This window comes from Kribbella sp. NPDC006257, from assembly GCF_040613535.1.
Lineage (GTDB): Bacteria > Actinomycetota > Actinomycetes > Propionibacteriales > Kribbellaceae > Kribbella.
Window position 1 is genome coordinate 31071 of record NZ_JBEXSJ010000013.1, and the last position, 18130, is coordinate 49200.

The 18130-nt window shown below is 66.3% G+C and carries 18 protein-coding genes; 12 read left to right on the forward strand and 6 right to left on the reverse strand.

Going from position 1 to position 18130, the window contains the following annotated elements; all coding sequences use genetic code 11:
• The first annotated feature begins 17 nt into the window (after positions 1–17).
• A complete protein-coding gene (locus ABZ004_RS17750; RefSeq protein ID WP_355680946.1) occupies positions 18–1793 on the forward strand; it encodes an aminotransferase class V-fold PLP-dependent enzyme in 1776 nt (591 codons plus the stop codon).
• A gap of 7 nt (positions 1794–1800) precedes the next feature.
• Here ABZ004_RS17750 and ABZ004_RS17755 read toward each other — a convergent pair whose 3' ends face one another.
• On the reverse strand, positions 1801–4419 hold the full coding sequence (locus tag ABZ004_RS17755) for a hypothetical protein (RefSeq protein ID WP_355680947.1): 2619 nt from the start codon (positions 4417–4419) through the stop codon (positions 1801–1803).
• A 183-nt stretch (positions 4420–4602) separates the two neighbouring features.
• Here ABZ004_RS17755 and ABZ004_RS17760 point away from each other — a divergent pair, with 183 nt between their 5' ends.
• The 5 genes from ABZ004_RS17760 to ABZ004_RS17780 are packed head-to-tail and all read left to right on the forward strand — an operon-like array spanning position 4603 to position 9345.
• A complete protein-coding gene (locus tag ABZ004_RS17760) occupies positions 4603–5967 on the forward strand; it encodes an extracellular solute-binding protein (protein WP_355680948.1) in 1365 nt (454 codons plus the stop codon).
• Between the two features lies 1 nt (position 5968).
• Positions 5969–6910 (forward strand): sugar ABC transporter permease, encoded by a 942-nt coding sequence (locus ABZ004_RS17765; protein ID WP_355680949.1) that lies wholly within the window; start codon positions 5969–5971, stop codon positions 6908–6910.
• 2 nt (positions 6911–6912) lie between these two features.
• A complete protein-coding gene (locus ABZ004_RS17770; protein ID WP_355680950.1) occupies positions 6913–7806 on the forward strand; it encodes a carbohydrate ABC transporter permease in 894 nt (297 codons plus the stop codon).
• Positions 7807–7834: 28 nt separating this feature from the next.
• A complete protein-coding gene (locus tag ABZ004_RS17775) occupies positions 7835–9010 on the forward strand; it encodes a mandelate racemase/muconate lactonizing enzyme family protein (protein ID WP_355680951.1) in 1176 nt (391 codons plus the stop codon).
• A complete protein-coding gene (locus tag ABZ004_RS17780; RefSeq protein ID WP_355680952.1) occupies positions 9007–9345 on the forward strand; it encodes an L-rhamnose mutarotase in 339 nt (112 codons plus the stop codon). The genes ABZ004_RS17775 and ABZ004_RS17780 overlap by 4 nt, the downstream gene beginning before the upstream one ends.
• Positions 9346–9347: 2 nt before the next feature.
• Here ABZ004_RS17780 and ABZ004_RS17785 read toward each other — a convergent pair whose 3' ends face one another.
• Positions 9348–10130: a FadR/GntR family transcriptional regulator gene (locus ABZ004_RS17785; protein WP_355680953.1), complete on the reverse strand. Its 783-nt coding sequence runs from the start codon at positions 10128–10130 to the stop codon at positions 9348–9350.
• Positions 10131–10177: 47 nt separating this feature from the next.
• Entirely contained in the window at positions 10178–10693 is a 516-nt protein-coding gene (locus ABZ004_RS17790; protein ID WP_355680954.1) for a hypothetical protein, read from the reverse strand.
• Positions 10694–10846: 153 nt separating this feature from the next.
• Here ABZ004_RS17790 and ABZ004_RS17795 point away from each other — a divergent pair, with 153 nt between their 5' ends.
• The 6 genes from ABZ004_RS17795 to ABZ004_RS17820 all read left to right on the forward strand — a co-directional run bounded on the left by ABZ004_RS17795 (position 10847) and on the right by ABZ004_RS17820 (position 14611).
• Positions 10847–11500 carry a DUF1345 domain-containing protein gene (locus ABZ004_RS17795; protein ID WP_355680955.1) on the forward strand — a complete coding sequence of 218 codons (654 nt, stop codon included), beginning with the start codon at positions 10847–10849 and terminating at the stop codon, positions 11498–11500.
• Between the two features lie 93 nt (positions 11501–11593).
• Complete coding sequence (locus ABZ004_RS17800) at positions 11594–11788, forward strand: hypothetical protein (protein WP_355680956.1); 195 nt, start codon at positions 11594–11596, stop codon at positions 11786–11788.
• A 1-nt stretch (position 11789) separates the two neighbouring features.
• Positions 11790–12296 (forward strand): redoxin family protein, encoded by a 507-nt coding sequence (locus ABZ004_RS17805; protein ID WP_355680957.1) that lies wholly within the window; start codon positions 11790–11792, stop codon positions 12294–12296.
• Complete coding sequence (locus tag ABZ004_RS17810) at positions 12271–12441, forward strand: hypothetical protein (protein WP_355680958.1); 171 nt, start codon at positions 12271–12273, stop codon at positions 12439–12441. Before ABZ004_RS17805 ends, ABZ004_RS17810 begins: the two co-directional genes overlap by 26 nt.
• Positions 12442–12497: 56 nt before the next feature.
• Positions 12498–14087 carry an ABC transporter ATP-binding protein gene (locus ABZ004_RS17815; RefSeq protein ID WP_355680959.1) on the forward strand — a complete coding sequence of 530 codons (1590 nt, stop codon included), beginning with the start codon at positions 12498–12500 and terminating at the stop codon, positions 14085–14087.
• Positions 14084–14611: a MauE/DoxX family redox-associated membrane protein gene (locus ABZ004_RS17820; protein WP_355680960.1), complete on the forward strand. Its 528-nt coding sequence runs from the start codon at positions 14084–14086 to the stop codon at positions 14609–14611. Before ABZ004_RS17815 ends, ABZ004_RS17820 begins: the two co-directional genes overlap by 4 nt.
• Here the strand turns inward: ABZ004_RS17820 and ABZ004_RS17825 are convergent.
• From ABZ004_RS17825 to ABZ004_RS17835, 3 genes are read right to left on the reverse strand one after another with little or no spacing between them, the layout of a single operon-like run.
• The gene (locus ABZ004_RS17825; RefSeq protein WP_355680961.1) at positions 14581–15015 is read right to left on the reverse strand and encodes a S26 family signal peptidase; all 435 of its coding nucleotides are present in this window, start codon (positions 15013–15015) and stop codon (positions 14581–14583) included. The two genes, ABZ004_RS17820 and ABZ004_RS17825, sit on opposite strands and share 31 nt — an antisense overlap.
• Positions 15012–17357 carry a hypothetical protein gene (locus ABZ004_RS17830; RefSeq protein WP_355681089.1) on the reverse strand — a complete coding sequence of 782 codons (2346 nt, stop codon included), beginning with the start codon at positions 17355–17357 and terminating at the stop codon, positions 15012–15014. Before ABZ004_RS17830 ends, ABZ004_RS17825 begins: the two co-directional genes overlap by 4 nt.
• A gap of 18 nt (positions 17358–17375) precedes the next feature.
• Complete coding sequence (locus tag ABZ004_RS17835; RefSeq protein WP_355680962.1) at positions 17376–18128, reverse strand: hypothetical protein; 753 nt, start codon at positions 18126–18128, stop codon at positions 17376–17378.
• Between the last annotated feature and the right edge of the window lie 2 nt (positions 18129–18130).

The window sequence follows — 18130 nt, forward strand, 5'->3', positions numbered from 1 at the left end:
AGCCTTACTCTGGCGCCATGACCATCCAGGACGCCCTGCCCAGCGACGCGCTGCCGACCGGCGGACCGTTCAGTCAAGCACTGGCGGGCGACCGGTCAGCGATGCCGCCGGACACCCCGCTGCTGAGCAAGATCCGCTCGTCGGTGATCGGTGACGACCAGGTGATGCCCGGGCCGTACGGACCGCGCCGCGTCACGTACGCCGATTACACCGCGTCCGGCCGCGCCCTGACGTTCCTCGAGGACTTCATCCGTGACGAGGTGCTGCCGCGGTACGCGAACACCCACACCGAGTCCAGCGGCACCGGTCTGCAGACCACCCGGCTGCGTGAGGACGCCCGCAAGATCATCCACGACAGCGTCGGTGGCGACGCCGAGACCGCGGTGATCTTCTGCGGCTCCGGCGCGACCGGCGCGATCGACAAGCTGATCGGCGTCCTCGGCCTGCGCATCCCGGCCGGCCTCGACGACGAATACAGCCTCACCGACACGATCCCGGCCGACCGCCGCCCGGTGGTCTTCATCGGCCCGTACGAGCACCACTCCAACGAGCTGCCGTGGCGCGAGTCGATCGCGGACGTGGTGACGATCGGCCAGGACTCCGACGGCCACATCGACATCCCGCGACTCGAGGAAGAACTCCTCCGGTACGCCGACCGCCCGCTCAAGATCGGCTCGTTCTCCGCCGCGAGCAACGTCACCGGCATCGTCAGCAACACCCATCGCGTCTCCGCCCTGCTGCACCGGCACGGCGCCTTGTCGTTCTGGGACTTCGCCGCCGCCGCGCCGTACATCGAGATCGACATGTACGGCGGGCGCTCGGCCGACCCGCTGGCGTACAAGGACGCGATCTTCCTCAGTCCGCACAAGTTCATCGGCGGACCCGGTACGCCGGGCGTGCTGGTCGCGCGCCGCGACCTGTTGCACAACCGCGTCCCCGACGTACCGGGCGGCGGCACCGTCGCCTTCGTGAACCCGACCGGGCACCGCTACCTCGACGACCCGATCCATCGCGAGGAAGGTGGCACGCCGGCCATCATCGAGTCGATCCGGGCCGGCCTGGTCTTCCAGCTCAAGCAGGCGGTCGGGATCGACGTGATCCGCGCGCACGAGGACGCCTACCTACGGCGCGCGGTCGACGCGTGGCGCGCGGAGCCGAACATCCAGATTCTCGGCAACCTGGACGCCGAGCGGCTGTCGATCGTCTCGTTCGTGGTGAAGGCACCGTCCGGGCGCTACCTGCACCACAACTTCGTCGTCGCGCTGCTGAACGACCTGTTCGGGATCCAGTCGCGCGGCGGCTGTTCGTGCGCCGGACCCTACGGGCACACGCTGCTCGGGATCGATCTGCAGCAGTCGGCGGAGTTCGCCGAGGAGATCATGCACGGCTGCGAGGGGATCAAGCCGGGCTGGGTCCGGGTCAACTTCAACTACTTCATCTCCGAAGCGGTCTTCTCGTACGTCGTGGAGGCGGTCCGCCTGGTCGCGCGAGACGGCTGGCGGCTGCTCCGCGACTACCGTTTCGACCCGGCGAACGGCCTCTGGAAGCACCACCGCGGCCCGGTCGAGCCTCCCATGCGCCTCTCGCAGGTCGGTTACGACGCGGACGGCACGCTGCGCTACCCGCGCCACGACGACAAGGCTCCCGAATCGGCGCTCGACGACTACCTCGCCGAAGCCCGCCAGTTGCTGTCCGCTTGCCAGCACACCGCGAGCTCCGACGAGGCAACCGTCAACGCCGAATTCGACAACCTCCGCTGGTTCGACCTCCCGGCAGGCTGCATCAGCAGCTGAATCAGGGCTAGCTAGGCCACGCGACGGCGTCGAACTGGTTGATGGCGGACTGGGTGACGTCGTGGGAGGTGGAGAAGATTCCGGCGTCCTGCTGAGCTGCGGCCGAGTTCAGGGTCACGGGGGCGCCGATCGGGACGTAGTTCGCACCGTCATAGGAGTACGAGGCGCTGTAGGACCTACCGGATCGGGCGAGCTTCACCCAGACGGGCCGGTAACTGTCGACGGCTGCCCGAGCGTCGGTGTCCAGGTAGCCGTCGCCGTTGGCGTCCCACTCGAAGACGACGCCGTTGCGTGCGGTAACCGCGACGACGGCATAACCGGCGGACGCCCCGGGCTTGGTGATGTCGTTGCGGACCATCACCCCGGACTTGGCCCAGGCGTTGGCGTCGTTGACCGCGACGACCCGCGCGGACACCGTCGACTCTGCCGCGAACGAGCCCGCCCGGTAGATCGAGCCGAACTGGTCGTCGTGTTGACCGCCGGCGCCCCAGACATCGGCACCGGCGGCAGCGATCCCGAAGGATCCGCCGCGCTGGCCGAAGTACGAGCTGACCGTGGACGTGGTGGCGAGCCCGGCGGCTACGGGGGCGTCGACCGGGCAGCCGCTGAACCCGAACTGGTTCGCGTTGAGTGACGTCCGGTACTGCGGCGCGACACCGGCGGCGCAGATCACGTCACGCGCGCCGGCGGGCCAGTTGGCCCCGCTGATCTTCACGTTGTTGATCAGCTTGTTGTTGTGGGCAGCGGCACCCGGTGTGGAGGCCCCGCCGGAGTTGTACCAGTTGTTCTGGATGAGGTTGTCGCTGGTGTTGTTCCGGTTGGAGGCGTTGGTGAACACGAACGACCCGCCCTGGATCACGTTGTTCTCGTACGTCATCGACCGTGAACCCTCATCGAGGTACAGGCCGACGCCCGAGATGTTGAACAGGTAGTTCTTGTCGACCACGCTGCCTGGGCTTGCGGAGAGGTTGTAGACCGAGCCGCCGTCGGCGAAGCGTGCCTTCGTGTTGTGCACGAGGTTGCCTTCGACCCGGTTGTCCTTGAGCGTGGTCGGTGTCGTGTAGAGCGGGTTCCAGTTGTAGTAGCCGCGGTCGACGTAGTCGTTCGAGCCGCCGGCGTCGTTGATGCCCCAGCCGTAGCCGGTGTCGATGCCGTCGTACGGAACGTTGGAGACCTCGTTGTGGAGGATGCGGGCGTTCGTGACATAGGTGCTGAGGATGCCGCTGTTGTCCTTGTAGTCAACGGCGACCCGGTTGATCGTGTTGTTCTCGATCAGGATGTTCTGGTTGGTCATCCGCGGATCGCTCGGGTGATGCGCGTCGGGCAGCACGCCGCCGACGGCGACCCCGTGGCCGCTGTTCTCGACGAAACGGTTGCCGACGACATCGATGCCGGCGGCACCTAGTCCGAGTCCGGTCAGGGTGGCGTTCGCGTCGTTCCCGATGCCGAGCGCCGACTGTCCGAGGTTGGTGAACGTGTTGCCGGTGAAGGAGATGCGGCTGGCGGCCGATACCTGGACGGCGGCGGGTTCCTGGAACCACGTCGTACGGGCTCGTTCGAACAGCTCGCAACCGCGCGAGCAGCTCGCGAAGGCGTCCGCGGGGCGATAGTCGTACGAGCCCTTGAGGAAGAGTCCGTTCTGCTGATCGGCGTACCCGTCGACCGACGGGCCGAGCCACGACGTTCCGGAGAACTGGATGCCGTCGAAGGCAAGCCCGGTCACCGGCTCGTCGTACGTGCCGCCGATGCTGATCAGGGACTGCAGCCGCGGCAGCTCGACGTCGAGTTGGTTCGGGTCGACGCCGTCGGCGGGCTTGTAGTAGAGCTTGCCGCCGGTCGGGCTGATGTACCACTGACCGACCTGGGTGAGGAAGCTCAGCGAATTGTCGAGGTACCAGCTCGGGCCGGCCAGGAAGGATCGCTGGACCGTGTCCCAGCCCCAGGTGTTGTTGTCCCAGGCCGGCTGCGCCATCGTGATCTCGGTGGCGCTGATGCTCTGAACCGGCGAATACCGGTTGGTGAAGTCGCCCAGTGATTCGAACTCGATCCGGCCCTGGTCGGGCAGCGTCGCGAGATAGCTGAGCGCGGGGTTGTTGATGGTGAGCCCCGTCGCGGTCGGAGTGACGTCCGAGTTGGCGAGGCGGATGGCGGCGCGCGGAGCGATCACGCCGTTCACGTACAGCTGACGGCTGTCGAGGCCGGCCGGAGTGTTCGCCTCCCAGATCCCGGATCCCGCGCCGGACCTGGACCAGCCGGTGACCTTCGATGCGCCCGTGACGACGGGATGGGCGCCGGGTGCGGCAGTCCAGCGGACGGTGTGCTCGCCGCCGCCGTCCTCGGCCCCGAACCGGAGCGGTGCCGAGAGACGATAGTTGCCGTCGGCAAGTTCAACGGTCACGTCGCCGTGCTTCACGGCCGGCCGGATCACCTTCTGCGCTCGTTCGAGCGAGCAGGGTTTGGCCTGGCTGCAGTGACCGGTGTCCTTGCCGTCGGGCGCTGCGTAGTAGACGGTCGCCGGTGCGGCCTGCGCAGTCAGCGGACTGAGCCCCGCTGATGCGATGACGGCACCACTGCCGAGCAGCGCGAGGACGACCGAGCTGCGCCCCCTTGGCCTGGTCAATGTCATGTGCGATCGCTTCCTGTCGGAGGGGCGTCGATACCCCGACAGACAGAGTTAGCATACGTATGATGTTTGCGACAAGGGCTCTGTTCTTCCAGCTGCAGCGGTGATAAACATAATACGTATGCTCGATGATCGGGCACGATTCACTCCGCGTCGTCACCGGAGCCGACAAGACAAGGACAGTTCATGGCCGGATTCCACACCGCGGTTCACCGCCGTCCCACCGCGGCGCTGATCGCCGCCGGACTCTGCGCGTTCTTGGCGCTCGCCGGATGCGGCAGCAGCACCAGCTCGGCGACCGGGTCGTACGGCTTCCCCGAAGCCAAACAGGACACCGCCTCGACGATCACGGTCTGGGTGGACGCCGACCGGCAGGCCGCTGCGAAGGCGTTCCAGAAGGCCGATCCGGACACCAAGATCCAGGTGGTCAGCTACGACGGCTCGGCGAACGGGTCGAACTCGTTCCGCACGAAGATGCAGCTCTTCGATCGGGCTGACAGCGGCTGGCCGGACGTCGTCTTCTCCACCCAGAACAACGACGCGGCGTGGGCCAGTCAGAAGAGCGGCGGTAAGCAGGCATTCGCGGGCGTGCTGGACAAAGGTCTGGTCCCTGCTGAGACGCTCGCGAAGTTCACCGAAGGCTCACTCAACCCTTGCACGGTGGACGGTCACGTGTACTGCCTCCGTAACGATCTCGCCCAGGCGGTGCTCTGGTACAACAAGAAGCTGCTGGATCAGTTCGGTTACGCCGTACCGACCACCTGGGAGGAATACCAGGCCCTCGGTGAGAAGGTTGCTCAGCAGCACCCCGGCTACATCATCGGCACTGCCGGAGACGCCTGGACGCCGGAGGTCTTCTTCTGGGCCAGCAAGTGCCAGGCCAATGGCGTTACCGGTCCCAAGGCAGTCACCGTGAAGACCGACACGACCGAGTGCAAGCGGGCAGCGGCGATGCTGGACACCCTCCGCGGAAACGGCACGGTCCCCGTCGTCAGTGTCTTCACCCCGGAGTTCGTGAAAAAGTACTCCGGCAAGGTGCTGATGATGCCCGGTCCCGCCTGGTACGCCGGAGCGATCTTCAACAACCCGCAGTCTCTGAACGTTCCGGCCGGCCAGCTCGGCATCGCCGCGCCGCTGCCGTGGAAGGGTGAGGACAAGCCGGTCACCGGCAACGTGGGTGGCGGGACGTGGTTCATCTCCAGCCATTCCAAGAACCTGCAGGCTGCGGAGAAGTTCGTCCAGTTCGTCACGACCGCCGACGACTACCAGGTGAATGTCGCGCCGGGCTACCCCGCCTATGCGCCGGCCGCCGAGAAGTGGGTCGCCAAGCAGGAGTCCAGCAAGTACTTCGCGACCTCGCTGGAGCCGGTGGTGACCGCCGCCTCGCAGATCTGGGACGGCTGGGGCTACGGCACCTTCAGCCAGGAAGCGGTCTGGGCGAAGACGGTGACCACGGCGGTCACCGGGGGCAAGTCGATCGTGGAACTGCTGCCGACCTGGCAGCAGGCGATCGAGAACCAGGCCAAGGTCAACGGATACTCGGTGAACTGACATGACCATCGCTCCACCGAGCGACCAGCTGATCGCCGGTGCCGCCGAGCACCGGCGACCGGCCCGGCCGACCGGCCGGGCACCCGGTCACACCCGGATCGGCTACGTCTTCGTCTCGCTCTACGCACTCCTCGCGCTGGCGTTCGGGGTAGTTCCTTCCCTGTACGCCGTGGTGCTGGCGTTCACCAATGTCGACGGGGGATTCGCCGGCATCGCCAACTTCACAAAGGTGATCGGCGACTTCCGGTTCTGGCCGGCCGTGCTCCATGTGACGGTCTACCTCGTCATCTGGCTCGTCGGTCTGGTCGTCTTCGTCGTCGGGCTGGCCTTGCTCGTGCACGCCGTACGCCTGCGCTGGGCGAGCACCGCGTTGCGCTTCATCTACTACCTGCCGGGCGCTCTCGCGGGCGCGTCCAGTGTCCTGCTCTGGCTGTTCGTCCTCGATCCGACCGCCAGTCCGGTCAGCGGCCTGCTGCACGCGTTCGGGTTCGACAGCTTCGTAGCGGTGATCCAGCCCGGGCATCTGCCGGCCATCTTCGCGATCATCGCGTTCTGGACCGGAGCGGGCGGGTGGATCGTGATCATGTATGGCGCGCTGAACAACATCAGCACGGAGGTGATCGAGGCAGCCAAGGTCGACGGTGCGAGCGCCGTACAGATCGCGCTCAAGATCCAGCTTCCACTGCTCCGCAAGTGGATCGCCTACATGGGGGTCATGTCGCTGGCGGCCGGCACCCAGCTGTTCGTCGAGCCGCAACTGCTCAGCCAGGCCAGCAATGCTGTGGTCCCCAACGACTATTCGCTGAATCAACTCGCCTACCAGTACGCCTTCCAGCAGAACGACTTCAACGGAGCTGCCGCCATCTCACTCATCCTGCTGGTCGTCGCGCTCCTGCTGTCCTGGGTGTTCGTGACCCGCGGTGGCCTCTTCGAGAGGGAATGAGCATGTACGCCGAAAGCCGTCGTGTGAACCTCCGAGGATGGAGTGGCCGGTCGGTCGCGAGCCTGGTGACGATCCTCTTCGTCGGTTTCTTCGCCATTCCGATCGTCTGGCTGTTGTTCGCGGTCACCAAGTCCGCCAGATCCCTGGTCGTCTCGAATCCGTTCTCCGTCGGGTCGTGGCACGACCTCGTCGCCAACTGGAACCAGCTGTTCGCCTTCCAGGACGGCGCGGTCACGACCTGGATCGCCAACTCCGCGGTCTACGCGGTGGGAGCGCTGGTGATCACCCTCGTGGTGAGCATTCCCGCCGGGTACGCACTCGCGCTCACCGAGTTCAAGTTGCGCCGTGCGCTTCTAGTGCTGACCCTGGTGGTGATGCTCATTCCCAGCACGGCACTGGTTCTGCCAATCTTTCTGGAGCTGAACGGCATCGGCTTGATCGGGAGTCCACTGTCGGTCATCTTGCCGATGTCGTTCTTCCCCTTCGGCGTGTACCTCACCTACATCTATTTCTCGACGAGCATTCCGCGTGACCTGCTGGCAGCCGCCCGGATCGACGGTTGCACCGAGTTCCAGGTCTTCGCGCGGATCGCTCTGCCGCTGGCCGCGCCGATCGTTGCGCTGGTCGCCTTCTTCAGCTTCGTGCAGAACTGGAACAACTTCTTCCTGCCGTTCGTGATGCTGCCCTCGAGCGACGGCTACCCGATCCAGGTCGGCCTCACCTCGCTGCTGGCCGCGACTCCCGCGTTCAACCCCAGCTCGGCGGGCTCGGACTCCATCCAGCTGCCTACCCTGGCGTTGGCGACGGTCGTCTCGATCCTGCCGGTGCTGATCGTCTTCCTCTTCTCCCAGCGGTTCCTCGTCGATGGGATGACGGCGGGAGGAACCAAGGAATGACCGCTCCGGCTTTCAAGGAGAACTACCTGTGAAGATCACTGGATACCGAAGTCTGAGCACCGTTCATGACTGGGGGAGAGTCACCGGCGACGTCAACGGCGTCCAGAGTGGCAACACCACGCCGGTGCCCGTCCTCATCATCGAGACGGACAGCGGGCTCGAAGGAGTCGGCGTCGGCCCGCACGGCGACATCGCGCGGGTCTTCCCGGCCGTCGAGGGCGAGGACCCCCGGGCGGTCGTCGCCCTCTACGACCGGATGCTCGACTGGGTTTTCAAGACCGGTCATTCCGGACCGGTGTTCGGCACGATCGGGGCGATCGACACTGCCCTGTGGGATCTCAAGGCCAAGGCGGCCGACGAACCGCTCTGGCGGACGCTCGGGGCGCGCGAACGGTTCGTCCCCGGGTACGCCTCCGGCCTCGAGTACGGCCTGGCCGACGAGGAGCTCGCCGAACTCTACGGCCGGTTCGCTGACCGCGGGTTCAAGGCGGGGAAGCTCAAGGGCGGCCGTGATTTGGACCGTGACCTGCCCCGGCTGGAGATCATGCGCGAGGTGCTCGGCCGTAATTCCCGGCGGCCCGCGCTCATGTTCGATGCCAACGAGTCATGGAACCAGGCCCAGGCCACCCGGTACGTGGCTGCCATCGAGGAGAAGATGGACCTCACCTGGGTGGAGGAGCCGCTGCGCAGGTGGGACGCCGCAGGTATGGCCGCGTTGCGCGGGAAGGTTCGGGCGGCGATCGCCAGCGGCGAGAACCTGACCGGGCTGGAGCAGTATCGTCCGCTGCTCGATGCCAGGGCGCTGGACGTCGTGCAGGTGGGCAACGTCTGGGGGATCACCCATTTCCTCCGGGTGGCGACATTGGCTCACGGGCACGACCTGCCGGTGAGTCCCGTTGCCTACAACGCGAATCCGGTCGCTCACGCGGCTGTCGCCGTACCGAATCTTCTGACTTATGAGGTCCAGGATCTTCATTTCCCGATCGGGCTGGACGTCGACCAGACCTTCGACGACGGCGGGATCATCTTGGGCGACCGTCCGGGGATCGGCATTCTGGTGGACGAGTCGCAGCTGGTGCCGTCCGCGGCGGCGGTTCCGGCAGCGACCGGGCCCCACGTCCGGCCTGAGCGCGCCGCTTTGCGGCTGGTGGCCGAGCCGGACGTGATCGACGTTCCCGCCGTACCGCTGAGGCCGGTCTCGTGACGCGCGAACCGGAGCGCCGGGCGTTCGTGGTCGGTGTGCGTCCTGAGAAGCGCGAGGAATACCTGAAGCTGCACAGTGCAGTCTGGCCTGGCGTCGAGCAGAAGCTTGCCGAATGCAACATTCGCAACTACAGCATCTTTGTCTTCGGCGACATTCTGTTCGCGTACTACGAGTATGTCGGCGATGATCACGATGCCGACATGCGGCGGATCGCGGACGACCCGGTGTCGCAGGAGTGGTGGACGCACACCGACCCTTGCCAGGTGAGGATCGCCGAGGAACGCACTCCTGGTGCGTTGTGGCAACCGATTGACGAGGTGTGGCACCTCGGCTGACACTACTGCCGCTTCTGATTCCGCTTCCGGTTGCGTGGCCGGGGAGCGTGGTCCGAGGGCCGGCGTCGCTCCCACGCCACGTGGATGTGAGAAAGCATCGCCTTCTCGGCGGCGGCTACGTCGTTGCGCGCGATGGCGCTGACGATCGCCTCGTGTTCCTTGATCGTCAGCGCCACGGCGTCGGGCGGGTTGATGCCCTGGTACCGGCTGGACTCCACCGCTCGTTTGTAGATCTGCTTGGCGATGTTCTCGGCCAACCGGTTGCCGGAGATCTCCATCACGGCGTAATGGAAGATCACATCCGCCTGCCGGAACGAGTCTGTCTCCGACTCGCTTTCCCGCATCGCCGTCAGGGCGTTCTCCAGCCGCCGGAGCTCGTCCGCGGTGTGCGATCCGGCCACCGCCCCCGCCATCGCCGACTCGAGGCTGGCCCGCACGATCGTCAACTCGTCGAGGACGCCGAGGGTTTCGTCGTTGTCGATCAGGGCCGACAGCACCACCGGGTCGAGCATGTTCCAGTACCCCGGCGCCCGCACCTGCGTCCCCCGGCCCTGCGAGACGGTCACCAGACCCTTCTCCTCGAGTCGCTTCACCGACTCCCGCAGCACCGTCCGGCTCACCCCGAAGTGCTCGCTCAACGGCCCTTCCGGCGGCAGCAGGTCGCCCTCCTTCAACCGCCCGGTCACGATGAGATCCACGAGCTCGGCAACCACCGAAACCCCGAGCCGACCCACCGGCAGCCGTCGCGGCATCAACTGCGCAGCAGGAATCGAGTCCTTCACCATACGTATGATCTTAGCTTTCGCAGGCTTTGGATCTGGTGATCGTGTGCTCAGCTCGTGGGGCTTGCCTCGAGGAGATGAAGGACCGGTACGTCGAGGTGGCGGCGAGCTCGGGCAGACCAGTCGAGGTGGAGCAGTTCGGCGACGACGTGGGGGCGGGTGAGGATGACGACTTCCTGGCCGTTCACCTGCTTGATGCGGTCGACAAGTTCGTCCACGGGGGATCGGCGGGTGATCAGCCCGTCCGCCTGCTGGTCGAGTGCGTGCAGCCGTTCAAGACTGCGATCGAGGGCCGCCGGGGCTTGGGCGTCGACAGCGCGTTGCGCATCGTGCGGAGCCCGGGCTGCAGCTTTGTCCGATGCGACCGAGTATCGCTCAGCTGCGATCCCGTAGAACTCGGTTCCGGCGAAACCGGACAGCGACGCCTCGACCTGAGCCTCGGCGTCTTCGCACGGAATGATCACGTGGTATTTCACCTGCTCTTGCGAGCTTGCGTAGAGCTGCACCAGTTCTTCCGCGTCCCGCACGCTCAGCTCTTGCTCCACCAGCACCACAACGTCGTACATGTCTCTCGCCTGATTCCCACATCGCGAACACCTGACCGGTACCCATCTGCGCCGACGGCACTCTGCCGCTTGAGCCTGCGGTGTCGTGGCGAGTGTGTTGCTGGTGGGCGTGGGGGCGGCTGGATCGGGGTGAGTGGTCGTAGCTTGCGGGGCATGCTGGCTGTTCGGGTTGATGCCCTGGTGCGCGCGCTGCTGCCGATGGCGGGGATTGCGTTACTTGTCATTCTGTGGATCGTGGGCGGCGGGACCCATCTCCTGACGCTGACGCTTGGCGGGTGGGACGTGCTCGCGTTGCTGTTCCTGGCCCGTCAGGTGCTGTTGATGCGCCGTGGCTCGGGTGATCTCAGTGACGACGAGGTGCCCTCCTGGGTATTGTCTGCCCGGGCAATCCGGCCGCGGTACGGCGCATTACTCGTCGCCAGTGGAGCAGGGCTCTCCGCTGGGCTGCTGATCGTGACGCTCGACAGCTTCACTCCCGAAGAGGCATTGGCATCGGACTCGGTGGTCCGGATCCTCGCCGCGGCTACCGTCGTACTGGCCTGGCTGATCCTGCACACCGGCTACGCGATGCACTACGCGACGCTGTACTTCTCCCGCGGCCGCGGACTGAGCTTTCCCGGTACGACGCTGCCGAACTTCCTCGACTTCGCCTACTTCTCGTTCGCGATCGGCGCCGCCTTCGCGACCTCCGATGTCGAGGTCTGCCGCCGGCCGATCCGGCACGCAGTCCTCTGGCACTCGGTCCTGTCGTTCTTCTACAACGCCGCCGTCCTCGGCATCGCCATCAGCACCTTCACCGGCAAGTAGTTCCGCCCTTTTCGAGGATTTGTGAATAGATATCGCGACCGGCCGTCCGGGGACATACTCGGAATCCCCTGATGAGAGGAAGTGGGAGCGATGATGAAGTCGTTCGTACGGCAGGTCAGTGATCGGCTGCTGGAGTTCGTCGTACCGAAGGGGACTGCTGAGGCAGCACAGCCGCCGCCGCAGTGCCGGCCGGTCGGCAACTGCGCCTACAGCCCCACGCTGCAGGGCACGCTCTACTGGGACGAGCAGCACGACACCTCCTGTGGTTGCTGGTACCCGCACCCCTGAGATGCCCTACCTGATCGCGGCCGTCGCAATCCTCGGTGTGCTCACCCTGTTCAATTTGTTCTTGCTGTATGGCGTGATCCGGCGACTGGGTGCGCAGAACCAGCCGCGGTCGGCCGGCATCGCCGAGGCCGGTTCGGTGGTGGGCGCATTCGCTGCGACCACCACCGACGGCGTGGACCTGACGACCAGCGACCTCCAGCCGGACACTCTGGTGGGCTTCTTCACGCCGAGTTGTAGTGCCTGCACGGAGGAGTTGCCGAGGTTCGTCGACGCTGCTGCCGGGCGTGCGCAGGACCGGGTACTTGCCGTGGTGGTCGGCACGGAGACCGACACGATCGAGCAGGCAAGAGCGCTGTCGCCGAAAGCGCGGGTCGTGGTGGCACCGCTCGGTGCCGGGATCGTGAAAGCCTTTGATGTACAGGGATATCCATCCTTTGCACTGATCGGCGCTGCCGGTGAGGTGAAGGTCTCGGGCGGGTTGAATGCCGTCACCCAAGCGATCAGGTAGCCGCGCGAGCGTAGTACTGGCCGCGATCCGTTGGGCGCTGCAATCGGCGCCGCGGCTCGTGGCCGGGCAGCTGCTGGTGGCGCTGGCGACCGCAGTACTGCCGGTCTTCGCAGCCTGGTTGACGAAGCTGGGGATCGAGAGCTGATCGACCGGCGCGCGCCACTGGGGCTTACAGGCGGGCTGGTCGGAGCCGGTCTGGGGTTGGCGCTGTTGCCGCGGGCAACGGTGTTTCTGCAGCAGGCAACCGGCCGGGTGGTCGCGCGGCGGGTGCAGGAGCAGCTCTATCGCGCGGTGGAAAGCTTTACCGGGTTAACGCGGTTCGAGACGCCCGCGTTCCTGGACCGGCTGCGGCTGGCGCAGGCGATGGGAGCGCAGTCGCCCGCGAGCGTGGTGGAGAACTGCCTCGGACTGGCCGGCGCGGTGATCACCTCGATCGGATTCGTGGGCTCGTTGGCGGTGATCAGCCCGGTGATGGCAGCGGTCGTCGTGACTGCTGCGGTGCCGGCTCTGATCGCACAACTGCGACTCTCCCGCCGGCGTGCGGGGATGATGTGGACGCTGGGTCCGGTGCAACGCAGGGAGTACTTCTTCGCCACACTGCTGAGTGATGTACAGCCCGCGAAGGAGATCCGTCTGTACGGCGCGGGTGAGTTCCTGCGCGATCGGATGATGGCAGAGCGCCGTACGGCGGACGCCGAGAAGCAGCGGATGGATCTGCGCGACCTGCTCACCCAGGGCGGTCTCGCATTGCTGTCGGCTTCAGTAGCTGGTGCCGGGCTTGTGTGGGCGATCGTGAACGCCTCTAGGGGTGTGATCACTCCAGGGGACGTGACGATGCAGGTGGCGGCGATCGCCGGAGTACAGGGCGCGTTGGCCATGCTGACTGGGTCCCTGGCTAACGCGCATGCTCAGTTGCTGCTCTTCGAGCATGTGCTCGCTGTGGTGGAGGCAGGTCCTGATCTGCCTGTCGCTGCACGTCCGGTGCTGGCGCCTGCGTTGCAGGAGGGGATCGAGTTGCGTGATGTGTGGTTCCGCTACTCCGAGGCGCATCCCTGGGTGTTGGCCGGCGTGAACCTGTTCCTTCCGGCTGGGCAGGCGATTGCGCTGGTGGGACGCAACGGTGCAGGTAAGTCCACGTTGGTGAAGCTGCTGTGTCGGCTGTACGACCCGGTGAAGGGGCAGATCCTGTGGGACGGCGTAGATCTGCGCGATCTGGCGCCTAGCGACTTGAGGCATCGGATCGGGGCGGTGTTCCAGGACTTCGTGCAGTACGACCTGACCGCGGCGGAGAACATCGCGCTTGGTGATGTCGATGCGCTGGGCGATCAGGAGCGGATCACTACTGCGGCGCGGCTGGCTGGGATTCACGACACCATTGAGAAGTTGCCGAATGGATACGACACCCTGCTGTCGCGGCTCTTCGGGTCAGCTTCAGAGGCAGAGACCGGGACGGTGCTTTCCGGAGGGCAGTGGCAGAGGCTGGCGCTTGCCCGGGCGTTTCTGCGGGACAGGCGGGATCTGCTGATTCTCGACGAGCCCAGCTCGGGGCTGGACGCGGCTGCTGAGCATGAGGTGCACACGCGGCTGCGCGAGCACCGCACTCGGCGTACGAGCTTGTTGATCTCACACCGGCTTGGCGCAGTGCGTGGTGCTGACCGGATCGTCGTGATCGATGGCGGGGCGGTGGCGGAGCACGGTACGCACGACGAGCTGATCACTGCCGACGGCTTGTATGCCGAGCTGTTCCGGCTGCAGGCGTCTGGCTACCAGGAGGACGTGGTGGCGCTGTGAGCGCGTTGATCGGGGTTGGGTGTTGCTGGCTGGTCGCTGTTGTGTTCGCGAGCTCGGCTGTCGGCAAGTTGAGGGTTCGTACTGCGTTCCGTCGCTCGGTAGCCGACATGGCTGTGCTACCCGCCCGACTAGTCGGACCGGTGGCTACTGCTGTTCCGCTAGCCGAAGCAGTGGCTGCAGTGCTGCTCGTGGTGCCGCCTACCGCGGTGGTCGGCAGCCTGCTGGCGCTTGTGCTGCTCGCTGCTTTCACCACGGGGATCGTGATCGTACTGCGCCGCGGTACGGAGGCCAGTTGCCTCTGCTTCGGCACCACAGAACGCCCGTACGCCGTACGTCATCTCGTCCGCAACGGTCTTCTCATGGTGGCCGCTGCAACCGGTGTGGTGGCAGCGGGTCCAGTTGCCGATCTCCTGGCGACGCTGATTGCGATCGTGGCGGGTGCTGTGGCTGCTTTGATGCTGATCGTCTCCGACGAGTTGCTCGGTGCGCCGGCTCAGCCCATCCGTCGTACGACGCGTCCGTAGGTGAAGGTGGTCGGGACGTAGCCGATCATCCGGGAGTCGAAACTGGCTGCGAGGTTGTCGCCGAGCAGGACGAGCTGGCCGTCGGGAACGACTGCATCGTCCATCGGAACGCTCTCAGGCACCGGCTCACCGGCAACCGCCGCAACCCGCTTGATCATCCGCCGACCGTCCTCCGTCCCGGCGGGCCTCTCTGGCCAGCCAGGCTCGCCACTCGGTCGCCGGACAACCACCACATCCCCGCTCGAAACCGCCCGCTGCCGCCGTACAAAGACCCGATCGCCGTCGTGGAAGGTGGGTTCCATGCTTGGGCCCACCACGGTGATGACTGCCCAGTTGCGGCGTACCCACGCCACGCCACCGACTGCGAGCCCAAGCCCGGCAACGACAGCGAGTTTCCGGATCATGGAAGTTCGTAGATCAGGGCGTCTGAGGACTTGTAGCGCAGGGTGGCGTAGTCGTTGAGCTTGGGGGACACGACGGTCTGGGTGGGGTCGGCGTAGAGCCAGCGGACGCCGTACTTGGTCTTCAGCAGCCGCACGTTGTCGCGCGTCGGGGTGATGAACGCGCGGTCGTTCTCCTCGAGCTTCTCCTGGTCCCAGAACGGGAGGCCGTTCGAGTTCGAGCCGGTGCCGGCGACCAGTTCGTTGATGGTGTTGGTGTAACCCCAGCCTTCGACCAGGACGTGGCGCTCGCTGAGGGCGGCGATCCAGAAGTGCCTGGCGTCGCAGCCACTGGTGTTCTTGGCCGCGCAGTGTGCGTTGGTCGCGATCAGCTCGTCGGGCGCGGTGTGGTCGCGGAGCCAGGTGGCAGCGGCTGCTTGGGTGGCGGAGGGACCGAGCGGGTTCTTGTCGCTGATCGGTGCCAGGTCGGGCGCCTTGTACTGGCTCATCGCCTGGATCGGCAGGAACAGTCCGGCACCCATCCCGGCGAGAACGAAAGACGCCATGGCGATCCGCGACGGCCGTCCTCGGCGCTTGAGTAGCTTCCACACCACGGTGACCAGCGCTGCGACCGCGAGCAGGAATCCGATCGTCCACAACCATGGCGTGACCAGTCCGGTCAGGTGGCCATCGGGAGTCAGGAAGGGCCTGCCGGCGGACGGGTGCGCCTTCACGATCGCCCGGGCCGCCGCGGTCGCGCCGTACCCGCCGGCGAGCGAAGCAGCGACGAGCAGACCGGATCGTCGGTCGGCGAACCAGAAGACCAGCATCCAGGTCCCGGCTGCGGCGAGGGCGGCGATCAGCGGCACCGCGGTGCGGTGGAAATAGAGCTGGCTGCCGCCGGGCTGGTCGGTCAGCACCATCCCGCCGAAGCCGGCGATCGAGATCCCGACCAGGAAGATCATTCCCGGATCGCGGAACCAGCGGGCCGCAGTACCGAGCAGGACCAGCAAGCCGGCCGAGCCGAGGAGCAGGCTGAGGCTCATCGTGATCGCGGTGATCCACATCGCGCCGTGGTCGTACCCGCCGCCTTCGAGCTCCTTGGAAACATAGGGATAGAGCCCGAACTTGGCGAAGATGACCCACGGCCGCACGGCCAGGCCGGAGGACTTGTTGCCGAAGACGACGAAGATCGCGGCGACGAAGATCCCACCGAGTACGACGGCCAGTAGCAACGCGCCTTTCGCGAAGCGCCCGTAGAGCAGCCGGATGAAGACCACCAGCCCGAGTCCGCAGATGATCAACGGCAACACGGTCGCCTTGGACCCGGACGCGGCCGCCGCGATGACGACGAACAGCACCCAGGTGCCCGGCCCGCTTCGGCCACGCAACAGGTCGATCCCGATCAACGCCAGCAACGTGACCACCGCGCCGCCAAGGTTCTGCGTCGGGCTGCCCCAGTCGTAGCTGATCAGGCTCTCGGCGGGAAGCCGGACCGAGGTGTAGGCATCCACATTGCCGCCGATGGCAGCGACAGCGATCGCCAGCGGGCCTACCCACCGGGATCCAGGAGCAAGCCGGTCGGTGACTGCGAAGATGATCGCGCAGCCGGCCAGCATCAGCGGCAGCCAGCCGGTGTTGTAGACCAGATCGGTCAGGTTCACGCCGCTCGCCCACGAAGTCGCAGCGGTGAACTGGTGCCAGAAGTAGTGGTAGTCCATCCGCTCGCCGTTGACGTACGGCGCTTGCAGCGGGGAGTCGTACTTCGCGCTAGCTGCCAGGGCGTGATGGAAGGCCATGTCGGGCACGTTGGAGCGGGCGTCGGTGTAGGGCTCCGGCGCCAGGTTCCGGTAGCGGCCGATCGAGTAGAGCGGCAACCCGCAGGCGATAGCGATCAGCCAGGCAGTTAGTGGAGAGATGGGCCGTTCCACGCGGCTCAGGCAGCGCCGGCGCCAGGACGGCACCGCCACCACGAGCACCAGGACCGGAACAACCCAGAGCCACGCCCACTGCTGACCGCCGAGTGGCGCTACCGCCAGATAGACCAGGATCAGTACTGCGACGCCGACCAGCGAGCCGGCGGCGAAGTCCTCGACCAGGTTGTGCCGGAACGGGCTGGCCAGCCGCCACAGCACGGTGCCCGGCAGGGTGATCCCGAAGATCCAGAACCGGAGCAGGGCGACGATGCTGTCGCCGGACGCATGTCCGGCCATCAGCCAGATCATCAGCCAGGCAAGGGCGACGCCGGCGGCGGCCTTGACGGCACCGGCCCCGACCTGTCGCCAGGGCAGCGTACTGACGGACCACGACGGACGGGCGACCGCACCCTCCGGAACAAGCCGGCTACTGGGCGCGACGCCCGTCATCGTTGGCACAAGGAGAGCTTAGGCAGCCCGCAGCCACCAGTGTGTCGCCTGGGGTCCCGCGGCGCCGTGGTACCGGCGGCCCTTCTCGGACTTCTCGATCCGGAAGCCGGCCTCTTCGAAGATCTTGGTGCAGATCTCGTCGGTGAGGATCAGCGGGTGCATCGAGTCCGGCTGGTCGTGCATGTCGAAGCTCAGGATCGCCAGGCCGTCGTCCTTCAGGTACTTGCGGATGTTCTTCGCGCCCTCGGCGAAGTTGTACCCGTGGTCGAGCGCGTTGATCGAGACGATCAGGTCACCGCGGTTGACGAGCTGGGGCAGGAACTCCTCGGCCGGCACGGAGTACATCTCGTCGGCCTTGTCCAGGTCGTGCCAGGCGACCTCCTGCACGTACCGGTCCGCGAGCGGCTCCAGCACGATCAGCGTCGCACCCTCGAACCACAGGCTGCGCAGCTTGCTGCCGGCACCGACGTCGATGATCGTCTTGCCTTCCCAGCCGGTCGGCTTGAGACCGAGGGCCTCCCAGTCCTTGGTGACGTGCGCCCACCAGACTTCCTGCTCGGCACGGAAGTTGTGCCGCTTGTGGAAGCCGAGCTCGCCTTCCTGCGCCGCGGACGCCCAGGCGTCCCGGTCGATACTGGAGCGCCCTTCCGCTGGGGCTTTCGGTGCTGCCGGTGCTGCGGCCGCCGCGGGCTTCGGGGCCGGCTTGGCCGGCTGCCCGGACAACATGCGACGTAGGCGCCGCTTGACCCGCTTCAAGAATGGTGTGGCCATGC